Annotated in this window: 18 protein-coding genes; 11 read left to right on the forward strand and 7 right to left on the reverse strand. The window is 52.2% G+C overall.

Annotated elements, in window-relative coordinates; all coding sequences use genetic code 11:
- Nucleotides 1-22: 22 nt before the first annotated feature.
- Complete coding sequence (locus ABOC97_RS19470) at nt 23-892, reverse strand: MurR/RpiR family transcriptional regulator (RefSeq protein WP_349601069.1); 870 nt, start codon at nt 890-892, stop codon at nt 23-25.
- A gap of 509 nt (nt 893-1,401) precedes the next feature.
- Between ABOC97_RS19470 and zwf the strand changes: the two genes are divergently transcribed.
- The 3 genes from zwf (at nt 1,402) to ABOC97_RS19485 (ending at nt 5,602) form a co-directional block, all read left to right on the forward strand.
- Nucleotides 1,402-2,877, forward strand: a complete 1,476-nt coding sequence (zwf, locus tag ABOC97_RS19475) for a glucose-6-phosphate dehydrogenase (protein WP_234502758.1) — start codon at nt 1,402-1,404, stop codon at nt 2,875-2,877.
- Between the two features lie 232 nt (nt 2,878-3,109).
- On the forward strand, nt 3,110-4,921 hold the full coding sequence (edd, locus tag ABOC97_RS19480) for a phosphogluconate dehydratase (RefSeq protein WP_349600968.1): 1,812 nt from the start codon (nt 3,110-3,112) through the stop codon (nt 4,919-4,921).
- Between the two features lie 39 nt (nt 4,922-4,960).
- On the forward strand, nt 4,961-5,602 hold the full coding sequence (locus ABOC97_RS19485; RefSeq protein ID WP_234502763.1) for a bifunctional 4-hydroxy-2-oxoglutarate aldolase/2-dehydro-3-deoxy-phosphogluconate aldolase: 642 nt from the start codon (nt 4,961-4,963) through the stop codon (nt 5,600-5,602).
- 76 nt (nt 5,603-5,678) lie between these two features.
- Here the strand turns inward: ABOC97_RS19485 and purT are convergent, their stop codons facing one another.
- On the reverse strand, nt 5,679-6,857 hold the full coding sequence (gene purT / locus ABOC97_RS19490) for a formate-dependent phosphoribosylglycinamide formyltransferase (RefSeq protein ID WP_349600971.1): 1,179 nt from the start codon (nt 6,855-6,857) through the stop codon (nt 5,679-5,681).
- 181 nt (nt 6,858-7,038) lie between these two features.
- On the opposite strand from purT, the gene ABOC97_RS19495 reads away from it, so the two are divergent.
- Both ABOC97_RS19495 and ptrB read left to right on the forward strand, forming a co-directional pair.
- Complete coding sequence (locus tag ABOC97_RS19495) at nt 7,039-7,680, forward strand: tellurite resistance TerB family protein (RefSeq protein ID WP_349600974.1); 642 nt, start codon at nt 7,039-7,041, stop codon at nt 7,678-7,680.
- Between the two features lie 82 nt (nt 7,681-7,762).
- Nucleotides 7,763-9,814: an oligopeptidase B gene (gene ptrB / locus ABOC97_RS19500; RefSeq protein ID WP_349600976.1), complete on the forward strand. Its 2,052-nt coding sequence runs from the start codon at nt 7,763-7,765 to the stop codon at nt 9,812-9,814.
- Here the strand turns inward: ptrB and exoX are convergent, their stop codons facing one another.
- The 3 genes from exoX to ABOC97_RS19515 all read right to left on the reverse strand — a co-directional run bounded on the left by exoX (nt 9,815) and on the right by ABOC97_RS19515 (nt 11,485).
- Nucleotides 9,815-10,474: an exodeoxyribonuclease X gene (gene exoX, locus ABOC97_RS19505; protein ID WP_349600979.1), complete on the reverse strand. Its 660-nt coding sequence runs from the start codon at nt 10,472-10,474 to the stop codon at nt 9,815-9,817. It lies immediately after the preceding gene.
- A gap of 23 nt (nt 10,475-10,497) precedes the next feature.
- A complete protein-coding gene (locus tag ABOC97_RS19510; protein WP_234502773.1) occupies nt 10,498-11,166 on the reverse strand; it encodes a carbon-nitrogen hydrolase family protein in 669 nt (222 codons plus the stop codon).
- Nucleotides 11,167-11,254: 88 nt separating this feature from the next.
- Nucleotides 11,255-11,485 (reverse strand): DNA polymerase III subunit theta, encoded by a 231-nt coding sequence (locus ABOC97_RS19515; RefSeq protein ID WP_234502775.1) that lies wholly within the window; start codon nt 11,483-11,485, stop codon nt 11,255-11,257.
- Nucleotides 11,486-11,625: 140 nt separating this feature from the next.
- Between ABOC97_RS19515 and yobA the strand changes: the two genes are divergently transcribed.
- Genes yobA through ABOC97_RS19530 form a run of 3 tightly spaced genes read left to right on the forward strand, consistent with a single transcriptional unit; the run spans nt 11,626 to nt 13,223 of the window.
- Nucleotides 11,626-12,000, forward strand: coding sequence for a CopC domain-containing protein YobA (gene yobA / locus ABOC97_RS19520; protein ID WP_349600984.1), 375 nt, complete (start codon nt 11,626-11,628; stop codon nt 11,998-12,000).
- 2 nt (nt 12,001-12,002) lie between these two features.
- A complete protein-coding gene (copD, locus tag ABOC97_RS19525; RefSeq protein WP_349600987.1) occupies nt 12,003-12,872 on the forward strand; it encodes a copper homeostasis membrane protein CopD in 870 nt (289 codons plus the stop codon).
- Between the two features lie 15 nt (nt 12,873-12,887).
- A complete protein-coding gene (locus tag ABOC97_RS19530) occupies nt 12,888-13,223 on the forward strand; it encodes a YebY family protein (protein ID WP_234502778.1) in 336 nt (111 codons plus the stop codon).
- 390 nt (nt 13,224-13,613) lie between these two features.
- Here ABOC97_RS19530 and ABOC97_RS19535 read toward each other — a convergent pair whose 3' ends face one another.
- Nucleotides 13,614-13,919, reverse strand: a complete 306-nt coding sequence (locus ABOC97_RS19535) for a tyrosine-type recombinase/integrase (RefSeq protein WP_459253831.1) — start codon at nt 13,917-13,919, stop codon at nt 13,614-13,616.
- A gap of 239 nt (nt 13,920-14,158) precedes the next feature.
- On the opposite strand from ABOC97_RS19535, the gene ABOC97_RS19540 reads away from it, so the two are divergent.
- From ABOC97_RS19540 to lpxP, 3 genes are all read left to right on the forward strand, one after another.
- Nucleotides 14,159-14,515, forward strand: coding sequence for a lipoprotein (locus tag ABOC97_RS19540; protein WP_349600991.1), 357 nt, complete (start codon nt 14,159-14,161; stop codon nt 14,513-14,515).
- A gap of 371 nt (nt 14,516-14,886) precedes the next feature.
- Complete coding sequence (locus ABOC97_RS19545) at nt 14,887-15,213, forward strand: hypothetical protein (protein WP_349600994.1); 327 nt, start codon at nt 14,887-14,889, stop codon at nt 15,211-15,213.
- A gap of 370 nt (nt 15,214-15,583) precedes the next feature.
- Complete coding sequence (lpxP, locus tag ABOC97_RS19550) at nt 15,584-16,519, forward strand: kdo(2)-lipid IV(A) palmitoleoyltransferase (RefSeq protein ID WP_234502819.1); 936 nt, start codon at nt 15,584-15,586, stop codon at nt 16,517-16,519.
- 31 nt (nt 16,520-16,550) lie between these two features.
- Here lpxP and ABOC97_RS19555 read toward each other — a convergent pair whose 3' ends face one another.
- The gene (locus ABOC97_RS19555; protein ID WP_234502780.1) at nt 16,551-16,790 is read right to left on the reverse strand and encodes a YebV family protein; all 240 of its coding nucleotides are present in this window, start codon (nt 16,788-16,790) and stop codon (nt 16,551-16,553) included.
- Between the last annotated feature and the right edge of the window lie 67 nt (nt 16,791-16,857).

Below are 16,857 nucleotides of genomic sequence, written 5' to 3' on the forward strand. Positions count from 1 at the left end.
AATGACGTCGTGCTTATCGCTTTTAGTGGTTATCGCTGTGTGTCGATAGCTCTTTATCAAACCGCGATTCTTTCAATGCTTCTTTGACTCGCTTCAAGTTATCCCTGAATTTTGCCCCACGGCGCAGGGTAAACCCCGTTGCCAGCACATCAATCACGGTAAGCTGTGCCAGTCTTGAGACCATCGGCATGTAAATATCGGTATCTTCCGGAACATCAAGGGTGATAGCGAGCGTGGCTTCCCGGGCCAGCGGCGTGCCGGCTGAAGTGATAGCGATGACCATAGCATCATTCTCCCGCGCCACCTGCGCCACTTCAACCAGGCTTTTGGTTCTGCCGGTATGGGAAATCAGCACCACTACATCATCGTCGCTGCAATTCATACAGCTCATTCGTTGCAAAACGATGTCATCAGAATAGATGACCGGGACGTTGAATCGGAAAAATTTGTTCATCGCATCGTGTGCGACCGCCGCCGAAGAACCGAGGCCAAAGAAGGCAATCTTCTTGGCCTGGGTTAAAAGATCGACTGCCCGATTGACCGCTGACATATCAAGAGACTGGCGCACATGTGCCAGGCTTGCCATCGCGGACTCGAAAATTTTCGCCGTATAGGCTTCTACGCTGTCATCCTCATCAACATTACGATTAACATACGGTGTACCGTTGGCGAGACTTTGGGCAAGATGGAGCTTGAAATCCGGGAAACCACGGGTATCCATACTGCGACAAAAACGGTTAACGGTGGGTTCGCTGACCTCGGCCTCAAGGGCGAGCGCGGCAATACTTGAATGGATTGCCTGTTCAGGGGCCGCAAGAATAACTTCCGCGACTTTTCGCTCGGATTTGCTAAGGTTTTCCAGTTGGGACTGGATTCTTTCCAGCATGTTCATCGTGACAAGGCGCTCATAGATTGAAACGATTCCATTAATGGGTGAAATCTTCAGGCGTTTTAGCAAGAATATACGCTTGATGCTGGATGAAAAGTGAATAGTAACAGCAAAATATGTTGTTTATTTTCATTACATGATCAACGTCGTATTTTAACTGGCGTCATTCAGGCGAAAGAACGAACAAAATTGGCGGATTGCCTAACGCTGCTGCCGTAACGGTTCCGATTTGTGCGATCGGAAGGCGAGAAGGGCGTTAAAGGGTTTCGGCAATTTGGTAAACACAGTACAGTGCACCGTAAGAAAATTACAATGATATCCGGCATATTTCAGGAAAACCTGAAGGATAAAGTATATATACCCTAAATAATTCGAGTTGCATGAAGGCGGCAAGAGAGCGAATCCCCAGGAGCGTACATGAGTACGTGACTGGGGGGAACGAGCGCAGCCAACGCACAGGCAACTTGAAGTATGAAGGGTATAGAACCGGATCTTTAACTGAGGAGAATGACATGGCGGTAACGCAAACGGCCCAGGCATGCGATCTGGTCATTTTCGGCGCGAAGGGCGATTTGGCCCGCCGGAAACTGCTGCCTTCCCTGTATCAGCTTGAAAAAGCCGGTCAAATTAACCCTGACACCCGTATTATCGGCGTAGGCCGTGCCGACTGGGACAAAGCAACGTACACCAAAGTGGTGCGCGAAGCGCTGGAAACCTTCATGAAAGAGAAAATTAATGAAGGTTTGTGGGATACCCTCAGTGCGCGTCTCGATTTCTGCAACCTCGATGTTAATGATGTTTCGGCGTTTTCTCGTCTGGGTGAGATGCTCGATCAGAAAAATCGCGTCACCATCAACTATTTTGCTATGCCGCCAAGCACCTTTGGCGCCATCTGCCGTGGTCTGGGCGAAGCGAAGCTGAACGCCAAGCCGGCTCGCGTCGTCATGGAAAAACCGCTGGGTACCTCGCTGGAAACCTCCCGTGAGATTAACGACCAGGTCGGTGAATATTTCGAAGAGTGCCAGGTTTACCGTATCGACCATTATCTGGGTAAAGAGACGGTACTGAACCTGCTGGCGCTGCGTTTTGCCAACTCCCTGTTTGTGAACAACTGGGATAACCGCACTATCGATCACGTGGAAATTACCGTGGCCGAAGAGGTGGGTATCGAAGGGCGCTGGGGCTACTTTGACCAGGCCGGCCAGATGCGCGACATGATCCAAAACCACCTGCTGCAAATCCTTTGCATGATTGCTATGGCGCCGCCGTCAGACCTGAGCGCTGACAGCATTCGTGATGAGAAGGTGAAGGTACTGAAGTCGCTGCGCCGCATTGACCGCAGCAACGTGCGTGAAAAAACCGTCCGTGGTCAGTACACCGCAGGCTTCGCGCAGGGGCAGAAAGTTCCGGGCTATCTCGAAGAAGAGGGGGCCAATAAATCGAGCAGCACCGAAACCTTCGTGGCTATCCGTGTTGATATCGATAACTGGCGCTGGGCGGGCGTACCGTTCTACCTGCGCACCGGCAAACGTCTGCCGACCAAATGCTCTGAAGTCGTTGTTTATTTCAAGAATCCAGAGCTGAACCTATTCAAAGAGACCTGGCCTGAGCTGCCGCAGAACAAACTGACCATTCGCCTGCAGCCGGATGAAGGTGTGGATATTCAGATCCTCAACAAAGTGCCGGGTCTGGATCACAAGCATAATCTGCAGGTCACTAAGCTGGATCTGAGCTACTCCGAAACCTTTAATCAAACGCATCTAGCCGACGCCTACGAACGTCTGCTGCTGGAAACTATGCGCGGTATTCAGGCGCTGTTCGTTCGCCGTGATGAAGTTGAAGAGGCCTGGAAGTGGGTTGACTCCATTACCGGTGCGTGGGCGAGCGATAACGATGCCCCTAAACCGTATCAGGCTGGCACCTGGGGGCCGGTGGCTTCCGTGGCGATGATCACCCGTGATGGCCGTTCCTGGAACGAGTTTGAATAAGGGATAACGGTAATCCGGAAGTGTTATTTTACCGGTAACATGATCTAACACAGCATGTAGTGCTATTTTTGCGCATTTAAGCCCCGGGCGGATTCACTCCCGGGGCTTTTTTTATTACACTAGCGGTAGATACTTGCCTCTGAGCTGCGTTATACGGGCGTTTAAGATAAGTTAAGCCAATATATTCGTCCGATTAGACAGCGGCCTGGACAGAAAAATTTGAGGAGCCTTTATGAACTCTGTAATGTTACGGGTAACAAATCGCATTATTGAACGCTCTCGCAGTACGCGTGAAGCCTATCTGGCGCGCATCGAGCAGGCGAAAACTGAAACGGTTCACCGTTCAGAGCTGGCCTGCGGTAACCTGGCGCACGGTTTTGCCGCCTGCCAGCCAGATGATAAAGCGTCGTTGAAAAGCATGCTGCGTAACAATATCGCGATCATCACCTCCTATAACGATATGCTTTCTGCCCATCAGCCGTATGAATATTATCCAGACCAAATCCGTAAGGCGCTGCACAGCGTCAATGCGGTGGGTCAGGTTGCGGGCGGCGTGCCTGCTATGTGTGACGGCGTGACCCAGGGGCAGGACGGCATGGAGCTCTCTTTACTGAGCCGTGAAGTCATTGCAATGTCCGCAGCGGTGGGCCTGTCTCACAATATGTTCGACGGCGCGCTGTACCTTGGCGTGTGCGACAAAATAGTCCCAGGGCTTGCCATGGCGGCGTTTTCCTTCGGCCACCTGCCTTCGGTATTCATTCCGTCAGGCCCAATGGCCAGTGGCTTGCCGAACAAAGAAAAAGTCCGTATTCGTCAGCTGTATGCTGAAGGCAAGGTTGACCGTAACGCGCTGCTGGAGTCGGAAGCAGCTTCCTACCATGCGCCAGGCACCTGTACTTTCTACGGCACTGCCAATACCAACCAGATGGTTATCGAATTCATGGGTATGCAGCTGCCGGGTTCTTCATTCGTTCACCCGGATGCCCCGCTGCGTGCTGAACTGACCGCCGCTGCGGCGCGTCAGGTGACGCGTATGACCGGCAATGGCAATGACTGGATGCCGCTGGGCAAAATGGTTGATGAAAAAGTGGTGGTCAACGGGATCGTGGCGCTGCTGGCGACCGGCGGTTCGACGAACCACACCATGCACCTGGTTGCAATGGCTCGCGCGGCGGGCATCATCATTAACTGGGATGACTTCTCCGAACTGTCTGACGTTGTGCCGCTGATGGCCCGTCTGTATCCAAACGGCCCGGCTGATATCAACCACTTCCAGGCTGCGGGCGGCGTACCGGTGCTGGTGCGCGAACTGCTCAAAGGCGGACTGCTGCATGAAGACGTCAACACCGTAGCGGGCTTTGGTTTGTCCCACTACACCATGGAGCCATGGCTCAATGAGGGCAAGCTGGACTGGCGTGAAGGCGCAACGGCGTCTTTGGATGACAGCATCATTGCCACCTTCGACAAGCCGTTCTCTAAACATGGCGGCACCAAAGTACTGAGCGGTAATCTCGGCCGTGCGGTGATGAAAACTTCTGCTGTACCGGTTGAAAACCAGGTGATTGAAGCCCCAGCCGTTATTTTTGAAAGCCAGCATGATGTATTACCTGCGTTTGAAGCGGGTCTGCTGGACAAAGATTGCGTCGTTGTTGTGCGCCATCAAGGGCCAAAAGCGAACGGTATGCCAGAATTACATAAACTTATGCCGCCACTTGGTGTATTATTGGACCGCTGTTTCAAAATTGCGTTAGTCACTGATGGACGACTGTCTGGTGCATCCGGTAAAGTGCCGTCGGCGATTCACGTGACCCCTGAAGCCTATGACGGTGGGCTGTTGGCAAAAGTACGCGACGGCGACATGATTCGCGTAAACGGCCAGACCGGCGAGCTTACGCTGCTGGTCGATGAAGCCGAACTGGCCGCGCGTCAACCGCATATTCCTGATCTGAGCGCTTCGCGCGTGGGAACAGGCCGTGAACTGTTCGGTGCATTACGGGAAAAACTGTCCGGTGCAGAGCAGGGCGCAACCTGTATTACCTTTTAAGATGACACGATTTGTAGATCTGGCGAGAGAGAATTTCTGATGAAAAACTGGAAAACAACTGCAGAAGCAATCCTGACCACCGGCCCGGTAGTACCGGTTATCGTGGTTAACAAGCTTGAGCACGCAGTACCGATGGCGAAAGCGCTGGTTGCAGGCGGCGTACGCGTCCTGGAAGTGACGCTGCGTACCGCATGCGCGATGGATGCTATCCGCGCTATTGCTAAAGAAGTTCCGGATGCTATCGTCGGCGCGGGTACCGTGACCAACGCACAGCAGCTGAAAGAAGTCACCGAAGCTGGCGCGCAGTTTGCTATCAGCCCGGGCCTGACCGACAATCTGCTGAAAGCAGCGACTGCAGGCACTATCCCGCTGATCCCGGGTATCTGCTCTGTATCTGAACTGATGCTGGGTATGGAACATGGTCTGAAAGAGTTCAAATTCTTCCCGGCTGAAGCCAACGGTGGCGTGAAAGCGCTGCAGGCGATTGCAGGTCCATTCTCTCACATCCGTTTCTGCCCAACTGGCGGTATCTCCCCAGCTAACTACCGTGACTATCTGGCACTGAAAAGCGTTCTGTGCATCGGTGGTTCATGGTTAGTTCCAGCTGACGCGCTGGAAGCTGGCGATTACGATCGCATCACCAAACTGGCTCGTGAAGCAGTTGAAGGTGCTAAGCTGTAAGATAACTGTCTGCCCGATTTGGTTTTCGGGTCGCAGATAAGAAGGGCGGGTATGCGCAAGCAGCCCGCCTTTTTTATTACCCTTGAACGATGACGGCAGCCGCGGCGATTTTTGCGCGCTCAACCGCTTGCTCCACGCTATCGCCCGTTGCCAGCGCCACGCCCATACGACGGGAGCCATCAATATCCGGTTTGCCGAACAGGCGCAATTGCACCCCAGCACCCAGCGCGTTCTGCACATTATCGAAGGTAACGTTACGGCTACTCAGCTGTGGCAGCAGTACCGCGGAAGCCGAAGGGCCGTATTGGCGAATTGCCCCCACGGGTAATCCGAGGAATGCTCGAACATGCAGGGCAAACTCAGAGACGTCCTGCGAAATCAGCGTCACCATTCCGGTATCGTGTGGGCGCGGAGAGACTTCGCTAAACACCACATCATCACCGCAGACAAATAGCTCTACGCCGAATAACCCGTAACCCCCCAGCGCCAGTACCACCTCACGGGCAATTTCCTGCGCACGCGCCAGCGCCAGCTCGCTCATCTGCTGCGGCTGCCAGGATTCACGGTAGTCGCCATCTTCCTGACGATGTCCTACTGGCGCACAGAAATGAACGCCATCGACCGCATTGACGGTGAGCAGGGTTATCTCAAAATCAAAATTCACCACCCCTTCAACAATAACGCGCCCGGCCCCTGCGCGGCCGCCCTGTTGAGCATACTGCCATGCCTGCGCCAGCTGCTCTTCATGGCGAATAAAGGTCTGCCCTTTACCGGACGAACTCATGACCGGCTTAACGATACAGGGGAGGCCAATATTCGCTACTGCCTGGCGGAACTGCGCTTCACTGTCGGCAAAACGGTACGCGGAGGTGGGTAATTTGAGGGTTTCAGCCGCCAGGCGACGGATGCCTTCGCGGTTCATAGTCAGTTTGGTGGCACGCGCACACGGCACCACGTGCTGGCCTGCCTGCTCGAGTTCAATCAGCGTATCGGTGGCGATAGCCTCAATTTCCGGCACGATAAAGTCTGGTTTTTCCTGCTCAACCAGCGCTTTAAGTACCATACCGTCGAGCATATTAATCACATAGGAACGATGTGCGACGTGCATTGCCGGGGCATCGGCATAACGATCGACGGCGATCACTTCGATTCCTAACCGCTGGCACTCAATGGCCACTTCTTTACCCAATTCACCTGAACCCAGAAGCATTACGCGCGTCGCAGCAGGACGCAAAGCTGTGCCTAATAACGTCATTACCTATTCCACCGTCTATCCAAAGTTTGGCACATTATAAACGAAAACGTTTGCGTCTGTCTTGGGATCAGCAAGCAGGAGAGGGTATCGCGTTAAATTTTCGCATCTTTATGCGGCGCAGACATATTCTGACATCCGCTCGCCTAGTCTGAATGTCGTACACGTTTCTATTGGAGGTCATATGTCAGGCTGGTTGAATCAACTGCAATCGCTGCTGGGGCAAAAGTCGGGTGAAGGGAAAAGTGGGCTGAATCAGATGCTGGTGCCTGGCGCTCTGGGCGGTCTGGCGGGTTTACTGATTGCCAGTAAGTCGTCGCGGAAAATGCTGGCGAAATACGGCACCGGTGCGCTGCTGGTCGGCGGCGGTGCGGTAGCGGGCAGCGTACTGTGGAACAAGTACAAAGACAAAATGCGCGGCAGTCCACAAACGGAAATGAAGTATGGCGAACCCGCCGCACCGCTCGATGTACGTACTGAACGGCTGATTTTAGCGCTGGTCTTCGCGGCGAAAAGCGACGGGCATATTGATGCGAAAGAACAGGCCGCCATTGAACAACAGCTGCGTGAGGCGGGCGTAGAAGAGCAGGGGCGAGCGCTCATTGCCCAGGCCATTGAACAACCGCTTGATCCGCAGCGTCTGGCCCGCGATGTCCATAATGAAGAAGAGGCGCTGGAACTGTATTTCATCAGCTGCGCCGCGATTGAGATCGATCACTTTATGGAACGTAGCTATCTGAATGCGCTGGGCGACGCCTTGAAGCTGCCAGTGGAGGTGCGTGAAGGCATTGAACAGGATTTACGGCAGCAAAAACAGCAACTTTAAATGACTTATTACAGGTTTTGCTTGCATCGTCGTCTAATTTGTCCACCCTTATAGGGTGTGACTAATACAGAAGAATAATGAGATGCCACCTAAAGCAAAACGGATACCCCACACCATGACCTTGCATGGTGATACGCGCGTTGATAATTACTACTGGCTTCGGGATGATTCGCGATCCCAGCCCGCGGTGCTTGACTATTTGCAGCAGGAGAATGCCTACGGGCGCGAGGCTATGTCATCGCAGCGCAGCCTGCAGGATCGCGTATTAAAAGAGATTATTGACCGCATACCGCCAAAAGAGGTATCAGCACCGTATATCAAAAACGGCTATCGCTATCGTCAGGTCTATGAACCGGGCCGCGAGTACGCGATTTACCAGCGCCAGGCGCTGGGCGAAGAAGCCTGGTCATTACTGATTGATGAAAACAAACGCGCCGCCCACAGTGAGTTTTATACGCTGGGCGGGCTAAATGTGGCCCCTGATAATAACCTGCTGGCGGTGACGGAAGATTTTCTCTCGCGCCGTCAGTACGGCCTGCGCATTCGCCATCTGCAAAATGAAACCTGGCTACCGGAAGTGATTGAGGGCGTTTCGCCGGGCGTAGTCTGGGCCAACGATTCACGCACGCTCTATTATGTGCGCCAGCATCCCGTCACGCTGCTGCCGTGGCAGGTGTGGCGTCATCATATTGGAACGCCAACGGTCCAGGACGAGTTGATCTATGAAGAGGCGGACGACGCGTTTTATGTCAGCCTGCACAAAACCTCATCGCGTAAATATGTGGTGATTGCGCTCTCCAGCGCGACGACCAGCGAAATGCTGCTGCTTGATGCAGACAAATCAGATGCCCAGCCGCAGTCCTATTTACCGCGCCGTAAAGATCACGAATACAGCATCGACCACTATCAGCAGCAGTTCTATCTGCGCTCCAACCGCGATGGCAAGAACTTCGGTTTATACCGCAGTGATAGCTGGGATGAGCATGCATGGCAAACGCTGATTGCCCCGCGTGACGCGGTCATGCTGGAAGATTTCACCCTGTTCCGTGACTGGCTGGTGGTTGAAGAGCGCGAACATGGCTTGATTCGACTACGGCAAATCCACCGCCACAGCCAGCGGGAAACGCAGATTGCTTTCGATGATCCAACGTACGTCACGTGGATTGCCTATAACCCGGAACCCGAAACGGCCTGTCTGCGTTACGGCTATTCGTCGATGACCACGCCGGATACGCTGTTTGAGCTGAATATGGACAGCGGCGAGCGGCAGGTACTTAAACAGCAGGAAGTGAAAGGCTTTGCCGCCAGTCGCTATCGCAGTGAGCGTTTATGGGTAACTGCCCGTGATGGCGCTCAGGTGCCGGTGTCGTTGGTCTATCGGCAGGAACATTTCCGCCGTGGTAAAAATCCGCTGCTGGTGTACGGCTATGGATCCTATGGCGCCAGTATGGATGCCGACTTTAGCAGTAGCCGCCTGAGTCTGCTGGACCGTGGCTTCGTCTTTGCTATCGCGCATATTCGCGGCGGGGGAGAGTTGGGGCAGCAGTGGTACGAAGACGGTAAATTCCTGAAAAAGAAAAATACCTTCAACGATTACATTGATGTTTGCGATGCGTTGCTGGAACAGGGGTACGGGAACCCAACCTTGTGCTACGGCATGGGGGGCAGCGCTGGAGGCATGCTGATGGGGACAGTGATTAACGAACGTCCTGAACTGCTTCACGGCGTGGTGGCGCAGGTGCCGTTTGTCGATGTCGTCACCACCATGCTCGATGAATCAATTCCGCTGACCACCGGGGAATTTGAGGAGTGGGGCAACCCGGAGGATGAGGACTACTATCACTATATGAAGTCCTACAGCCCATATGACAATGTCAGGCCGCAGGCGTATCCGCATCTTCTGGTGACCACCGGCCTGCACGATTCACAGGTGCAGTATTGGGAACCGGCAAAATGGGTCGCTAAGCTGCGCGAACAGAAGGTCGATGACAACCTTCTGCTACTGTGTACCGATATGGATTCCGGGCATGGCGGGAAGTCAGGGCGTTACAAAAGTTACGAGGGCGTGGCGCTGGAATACGCCTTCCTGATTGCCCTGGCGCAGGGGACGCTGCCAGGACAAACGGAACGCTAGCTACTTTTCAAGATAGTGTTTTAACGTCAGCCGTAATTCCGGGCTCATGCGATCGAGGTTGTTGAACAGCCAGCGCAGGTAGCCCGGATCGTCTTTGGCGATTTCCGCCACCTCTTGCCCACGATATTTGCCGAAGGTAAAGGTGCGTAGCAGCGCCGGACGCCCGGTGACGTCAACCATCTGTTCGGCGCTCCAGCCGGAGACCTGCATGATATCAATCAACAGCGCGGCGGTGATGTAACAGTCGTACAGGGCGCGGTGATGGTGCAGGCCGGATGGCGTGACGACGCTCAGCTTACGCGACTTATACAGCGCCATATTGCTGTATTTAATCCCCGGCCATAAACGACGCGCCATCTTCATGGTGCAGATCCATTCGCCATCCATTTCCGGCAAGACGCGGCGGTCGAAGCTGGCGTTATGGGCGACGTACCATGGACTGCCCTGATAGAACGGTACGACCTCTTCAATCCACGGCTTATCGGCCACCATCTCTTCGGTAATGCGGTGGATGGCCATCGCCTGCGCGCTGATAGGGCGATCGGGGCGAACCAAATGGCTCATAGGATTAACTATTTTACCGTCAACAACATCGACGGAGGCAATCTCAACAACGCCTCCCTGTAAGTCGCAGGTTTCGGTATCAATTACGCGCAGCATGGCGAACTCCCGGCCAAAAACGACTAGCGTAAAGGAATGATCTCGCCTTGCCAACCCTGGGCGCTTTTTCTGCCGGTTAACAGTAGTTCGCCGCCGTCAGCTCGCACGATTAGCTGGCCGTTTTCATCCCATAGCGCGCTGCCGCCGGAAAAAGTGCCGTTGGCGTAATTGGATTTTAAGACGGCAATTGAATATTTATGTGCAAAGCGCTGCAAGCGTTCGGTGGTTCGCTGCTGTTGGGGCTCAGCCATTGAGCTGACCGTCGCCATAAGCGATGCCTGAGAAGAGAGGCCGCAGCCCTCATGGCTTAGTTCAAACACGCTAATTTGGTCGGACTCCGGCGCAAGGCAGGTCCCATGACCCTGTTGGTGCTTGGTAGGGTGAACGCTGTGTGGATTGAAAATCACGATGCCCTTAATCCGCGTACCGTTTGTGTCCATCGGCAGCCCGGCGATGATGGTCATCTGATGACGCTGGGCGGCGTCGCAAAGCGGTTGTAGTTCAGCGTCGCACGGTGGCGCGGGCAGCGGGTGATCGTCGACGGGGCCGGTGAGCGATAGCTCCGGGAAGATAAGAACCTTACATGCCTGCTCGGCGGCGGCGTCGATAAATCGCAGATGGTGAGTGATATTTTCCGCAACATCACCCTTACGAGGCGCATATTGCGCCGCAGCAATAGTCCATGTCAGCATAGTTGCATCCTTCAACACGTTGAATTGGGCTTTTATTCTGCGTAATAGTACTTGATTCTATGTAAGAAAATGTCACCAAGGGTAATGATTACTTGGATTTTGGCTCGTACGGCAGACGAGAAAGATTGACGGAGGCTAAGCGATGCGCGATCAGTCGCTCGCGAAACCAGTTGCGCAGGTGCTCAGGTTGTTCGCGCTCCACCACTTCTGCCACAATCGGCATATTGTAGCGTTCTTTGAATGCCACACCCGCGGCGGCCAAATCAACGTTCACTTTGTCCATTTCGTCTTGCGGCAGGGTAGCCAGATTGGTTTGCATGATTTTTTCTCCTTAGAATACCGGCGCAAAAGTTACTAAGAGTCTCGCAAAATGGCAAGTCCGAAGGGCCCTCATCTCGACTCGTTCATTATACAGCGTTATTCTTTGATTTAGATTGATAACAAAAAGGAATGATGGAAATGAAATTCACCACGCCTCGCGCACTCTTCGCCACGCTGTTCCTGCTAAGCGCTTTTGCTACGACGCCGGTATGGGCACATGCCCACTTGCAGCAACAGACACCGGCGGCGGATGCGGAAGTCAGCCCCGCGCCTACAGCCTTGACGCTGACCTTCTCTGAAGGCATTGAGGCGAATTTTAGTGGCATAACGTTAAAAGGTGCAGACGGGAAGTCTATCAATACTGGCAAAGCGGCGCGCAGCGACAGCGATAAAGCCCAGCTTATCGTTCCATTGACCGAGACGCTGGCATCGGGCCTGTATACCGTCGAGTGGCACGTGGTATCGGTTGATGGACACAAAACCAAAGGTCAGTACCAGTTTAGCGTGAAGTAACCATGCTGAACGCACTGTATATCGGACTCCGCTTTATCCACTTTGCCTCGCTGATGGTGGCGTTTGGCTGCACGCTTTATGCGGGCTGGTGGGCACCATCTGCGCTACGCCGCCTGCTGATTCAGCGTTTCTCATCTCTGCTTCGCGGCTCCCTGGTTTTAGGCGCGCTTTCGGCGATGTTGATGCTGATGGTGCAGGGCGGCTTGATGGGCGAGGGTTGGTCAGATACCTGGAGACCGGAGATCTGGCAAGCGGTGCTACAAACGCAGTTTGGCAGCGTATGGCTATGGCAAATCGTGTTGGCCTGGGTCACGCTCGGCATTCTGTGGGTGCAGCCAAGGCAGATGATGCGACGGCTTTTGCTTCTCTGCGTCGCACAGTTTATCCTGCTGGCCGGAGTCGGGCACGCCGCAATGTCTGACGGCGCGCTGGGCGCCTTGCAGCGCATTAATCATGCATTGCACCTGCTTTGTGCGGCGGCATGGGTCGGCGGGTTAGTGCCGTTCCTTTACTGTTTGCGTTTGGCAAACGGTCGTTGGCGTAAGCTGGCCATCTCCACGATGATGCGTTATTCCCGTTACGGTCATCTCGCCGTTGCGGGGGTGATAGCCACGGGGCTGGTCAATGCGTGGCTCATTCAGGGCGGCTTAACGACCGCGACGGCTTATGGCCTGGCGCTGTGGATGAAGTGTGGGTTGGTAGGGCTGATGGTCGTGGTGGCGTTGGCAAACCGTTACCTATTGGTGCCAAGAATGTCGGCGACCGATTCACGGGTTCAACGGCTTTTTCTTCGCACCACGCAGGCTGAAATTATTTTGGGGGCTCTGGTGCTGGCGTGCGTGAGCGTATTCGCCACCTGGGAACCCTTTTGATGAAATGGCGAAACCATGAAAAAAATCATTCTCTCTTTGTTGTTATTAACGGTCTCTGGCTCCGCGCTGGCGGCGCAAATTATTACCGTCAGCCGCTTTGAGGTGGGTAAGGAAAAGTGGGCGTTTAACCGTGAAGAGGTGATGTTGACCTGCCGCGCAGGTAACGCGCTGTACGTCATCAATCCAAGTACTTTGGTTCAGTATCCGTTAAATGATATTGCCGAGGAGCAGGTAAAAGCGGGTAAGACCCAAGCGCAGCCGCTGAGCATCATTCAGGTTGACGACCCTAAGCAGCCCGGCGTGAAAATGAGCCTGGCGCCGTTTATCGAGCGCGCAGAGAAGCTGTGCTGATTCATAGCATAACGGCTTAATAAGCAATAAAAAACCGCAGCCATTCCTGATGAATGATTGCGGTTTTTTTATTATATGCCGTTTAATCGACGAAAATTTTCCGCTCACAGAGTCTGCGGACTGGAAAACCTGTCACGGTCATCTATTCTTATAAAGCATGGCGATTGAGCCTGCATTAATGCCAACTTTTAGCGCACGGCTCTATCCCAAGAGCCATTTCCCTGGACCGAATACAGGAATCGTATTCGGTCTCTTTTTATCCAGCTTTAATTTCAGTCACTTACGGCTCTATGTCCGAAAATGTCCGAAAAATGTCCGAATTTCAATATTCGGGCTTTCTTTGTTATACCACACCGTTTTTGGCATTCACAATTCATTTACACACAGAAATCAGATCATCACGAACTCTTTTTTTCTGCTGTCAAAATACTTGGCGGCCATTATTTCTGACTTGTGGCCAAACAGACGTTGAACAAATTCCTTTCCACATTCCACTTCATACATTCTGCCTGCCAGACTTCGGATCTCATGAAACGATGGTGGGTTGTCGGTAAATTCTCTTCCTGACAAATTTCTCGCCTTCACAAAACCCTTCGTCAGACTATCCAGGTTTATGCTTCCGTCCTCGCTGTTTTTTCTAATCCCCTGACCTGCTCCCAGTTGATTAACACACTCCGATGTTAGTAATGCCTCCATAAGCAACATCCCCATGAAGAAGCGTTTTGCCAGTGTAACGAAACCCTATTGCGCTGTTGTATGGTGAACGTGAGATTAGCAGGGGTATCTTCAGTGTTGGAGACGTGGCCGAAGACATTTAAGCCAAACACGAATACGGGTGTCGAACTTGAGTAATATCAACAAGAAAGCTAGTAATGTAAAAATTTGTATCTTTGCTGTGTTAGGATAAATCTGATTACAATCAAAGGATGATCTTAATGAAAAAAATTTTAGTTGTCGCTCTTGGGGCTTTGTTACTCACTGGCTGTTCTATTCGTGTTGCTGATTTGACTGTTGGTAGTACCAAAAACTACAACATCAACGGTAATAAATTTGTCACTGGCCCCCGAGTTACTGCTGAAGATTCCTATCCGGTGGTTATTTTCCCACTAGGAATCCCAAACATGAAAACAGCAATTGATAAAGCTATTGAGAAAGATAAATGCGCTGTTGGATTGAGTAATCTGGTTATCACTCAGCTGAACCATTCCTTCCTCTTCGGCAAAATTGGCGTTCGGGCTGAAGGTAATTTAATCATCGATAAATCATTACCGGGTTGTGAAAATCACAGTTAATAGTTTTTAATATGATGAGCCACCTACGGGTGGCTTTTTTATGGGATCAATATGGCGACGATAACTGTTGCAAAAGGTGGCAGCCTGAAGCATCGCACGTCTGTGGGATGATCTGATAGTGCACAGTCGATGGTGCTCGCATGCTACTGGCGCTGGTGGACGAGGACAATCAATAATCGGCAAATTGACGTAGCACTTATCCGCAACAGCCTAGAGGCGCGCGTAGGCATCAACCGACCCCGTTTTTAATCAATAGATTTAACAGGTTTGCATTTTATGGTTTTAACTATTTGATTATTAGATGATTATAGTTATTGAAAAGCCTAAGTTCGGTTGGAAAAATAGTGGTATCCACATTACAGGAGACGACTATGCAAACCCGCATTTTTCCATTAAGCACTAATAAACAACGTACTTACATTTTACTCACCGAAGTGATGGGCTTGTTTGAACCTTCGATTCTGGGAGGGAAAAGCAAACTGTTTAGAGCGCCGCGGCTGGCAAATATACAATATGGTTATGGCCCGGTAATTGAAGATGACATTGATTCCACTAAAAAAATATTCAGAAGCCGGTCGAGATTTGTGGTTACGAAGTTCCTTGACGATAACAATATTAACGTTGGTGATCTGCTTCAGATTTCAAAAATCGCGCCTTTTTCTTACAGAATCACGGCGGTAAACAAAGCCCATCAGTAGTCATCACCAAGGCAATCTTAACGTGATGCTTTTGAAGCCAGATTAAAGCTAGTGATTGATATCTATCATTAGCTTTAACTAACCAGTACCCAGCTAATTATAACAAAGCAAACTATCCGCTGAATTATTTTGTAACGTTATTAAAAAACCCTATTTTTTTAATACGAAAAGGTGCATGCTTGCGGCGAGTTCAGCCACAGCCTGCCACGCCACACCTTTCTCTGTTTCCGCGATGTTTTGTAAATAAGCGTCCGGGCGGGGAATTAGTCGAACGTAGTACTGTCGAACACTTATACGTACCGCGTAAGACAGATGAACGGATTCGATTTCCCTTACGCGATACCTGTGCTCCACGTTACTGGAATTAATGATGTTCAAAAATTTTGATACCCGCCTGCTTCATCCGCGCAACGCGATGAAGTGGTTCGCTCTGGCTCTATTATGGCTAGTGGTACAACTCCCTTACCCGCTATTGCACACTCTTGGCACTTCCGTAGGTAAAGCATCACGCCGTTTTTTAAAGCGTCGTGAGCAGATTGCTACACGCAACATCGAACTCTGTTTCCCCAACATGGACGCTGCTGAACGGGAAAAGCTGATTGAGCAAAATTTTATGTCGCTCGGTATGGGGCTTATCGAAACCGGTATGGCCTGGTTCTGGAGCGATGCAAGAGTTAAAAAATGGTTTGACGTTGAAGGCTACGACAATCTGATCAACGCGCTGAAAGAACAGCGCGGCGTGATGGTCGTCGGCGTTCACTTTATGTCACTGGAATTGGGCGGCCGCGCTATGGGGTTGTGCCGTCCGATGATGGCGACCTATCGCCCGCACAACGATCCTTTAATGGAGTGGGTACAGACGACGGGCCGACTGCGCTCCAATAAAGCGATGATCGATCGCCGCAACCTGCGCGGTTTAGTTCAGGCGTTGAAAGCCGGGGAAGCCGTTTGGTTTGCACCAGACCAGGACTACGGTCCAAAAGGTAGTGTATTCGCGCCGTTCTTCTCCGTGAGTGAAGCGGCAACTACTAATGGTACGAATGTGCTGTCACGTTTGTCCGGTGCGGCAATGCTGACAGTGACCATGGTGCGTAAGCCGAATAAGAAAGGCTACACCCTGCATATTAGCGAGGCGATGACTGATTACCCTAGCGGTGATGAGATTTCAGCGGCGAGCTATATGAACAAAATTATTGAGCGTGAGATTTTACGTGCGCCAGAGCAATATTTGTGGGTGCACCGTCGTTTTAAAACGCGACCACGGGGAGAATCATCCTTATATAAGGTCGTCCCGCACGCCAAATAAATAACCCGCCGATAGGCGGGTTCTTTTTGGGTTAGACAAGCCGCATAACCCAGGCATCGGAAGGTTGATCGTAGTGCTTACGATAGAGAACAGAACGCTCGCCATCAAGAAGTGCCGGGATGCTGGTGTCAGCGTCCCAGGCGTCTAGCTGCATACATAAATCAGGGTCGGACTTACAAGGGATACTTAACGTTCGCTCGCCAAACTGCTCGGCGTGCAGTACGGCATCATCAATTTCAAATGCGCCGATGCGTACGCTGGTTTTACTCATAATGCTCTCCGTTAATCAGCTGACCTGTCGTGGTACGACCAGTTGGTCGCACCTATTTCAGCGTAGT

This window comes from Kluyvera huaxiensis, assembly GCF_040149365.1.
GTDB classification, from domain to species: Bacteria; Pseudomonadota; Gammaproteobacteria; order Enterobacterales; family Enterobacteriaceae; genus Kluyvera; species Kluyvera intermedia_A.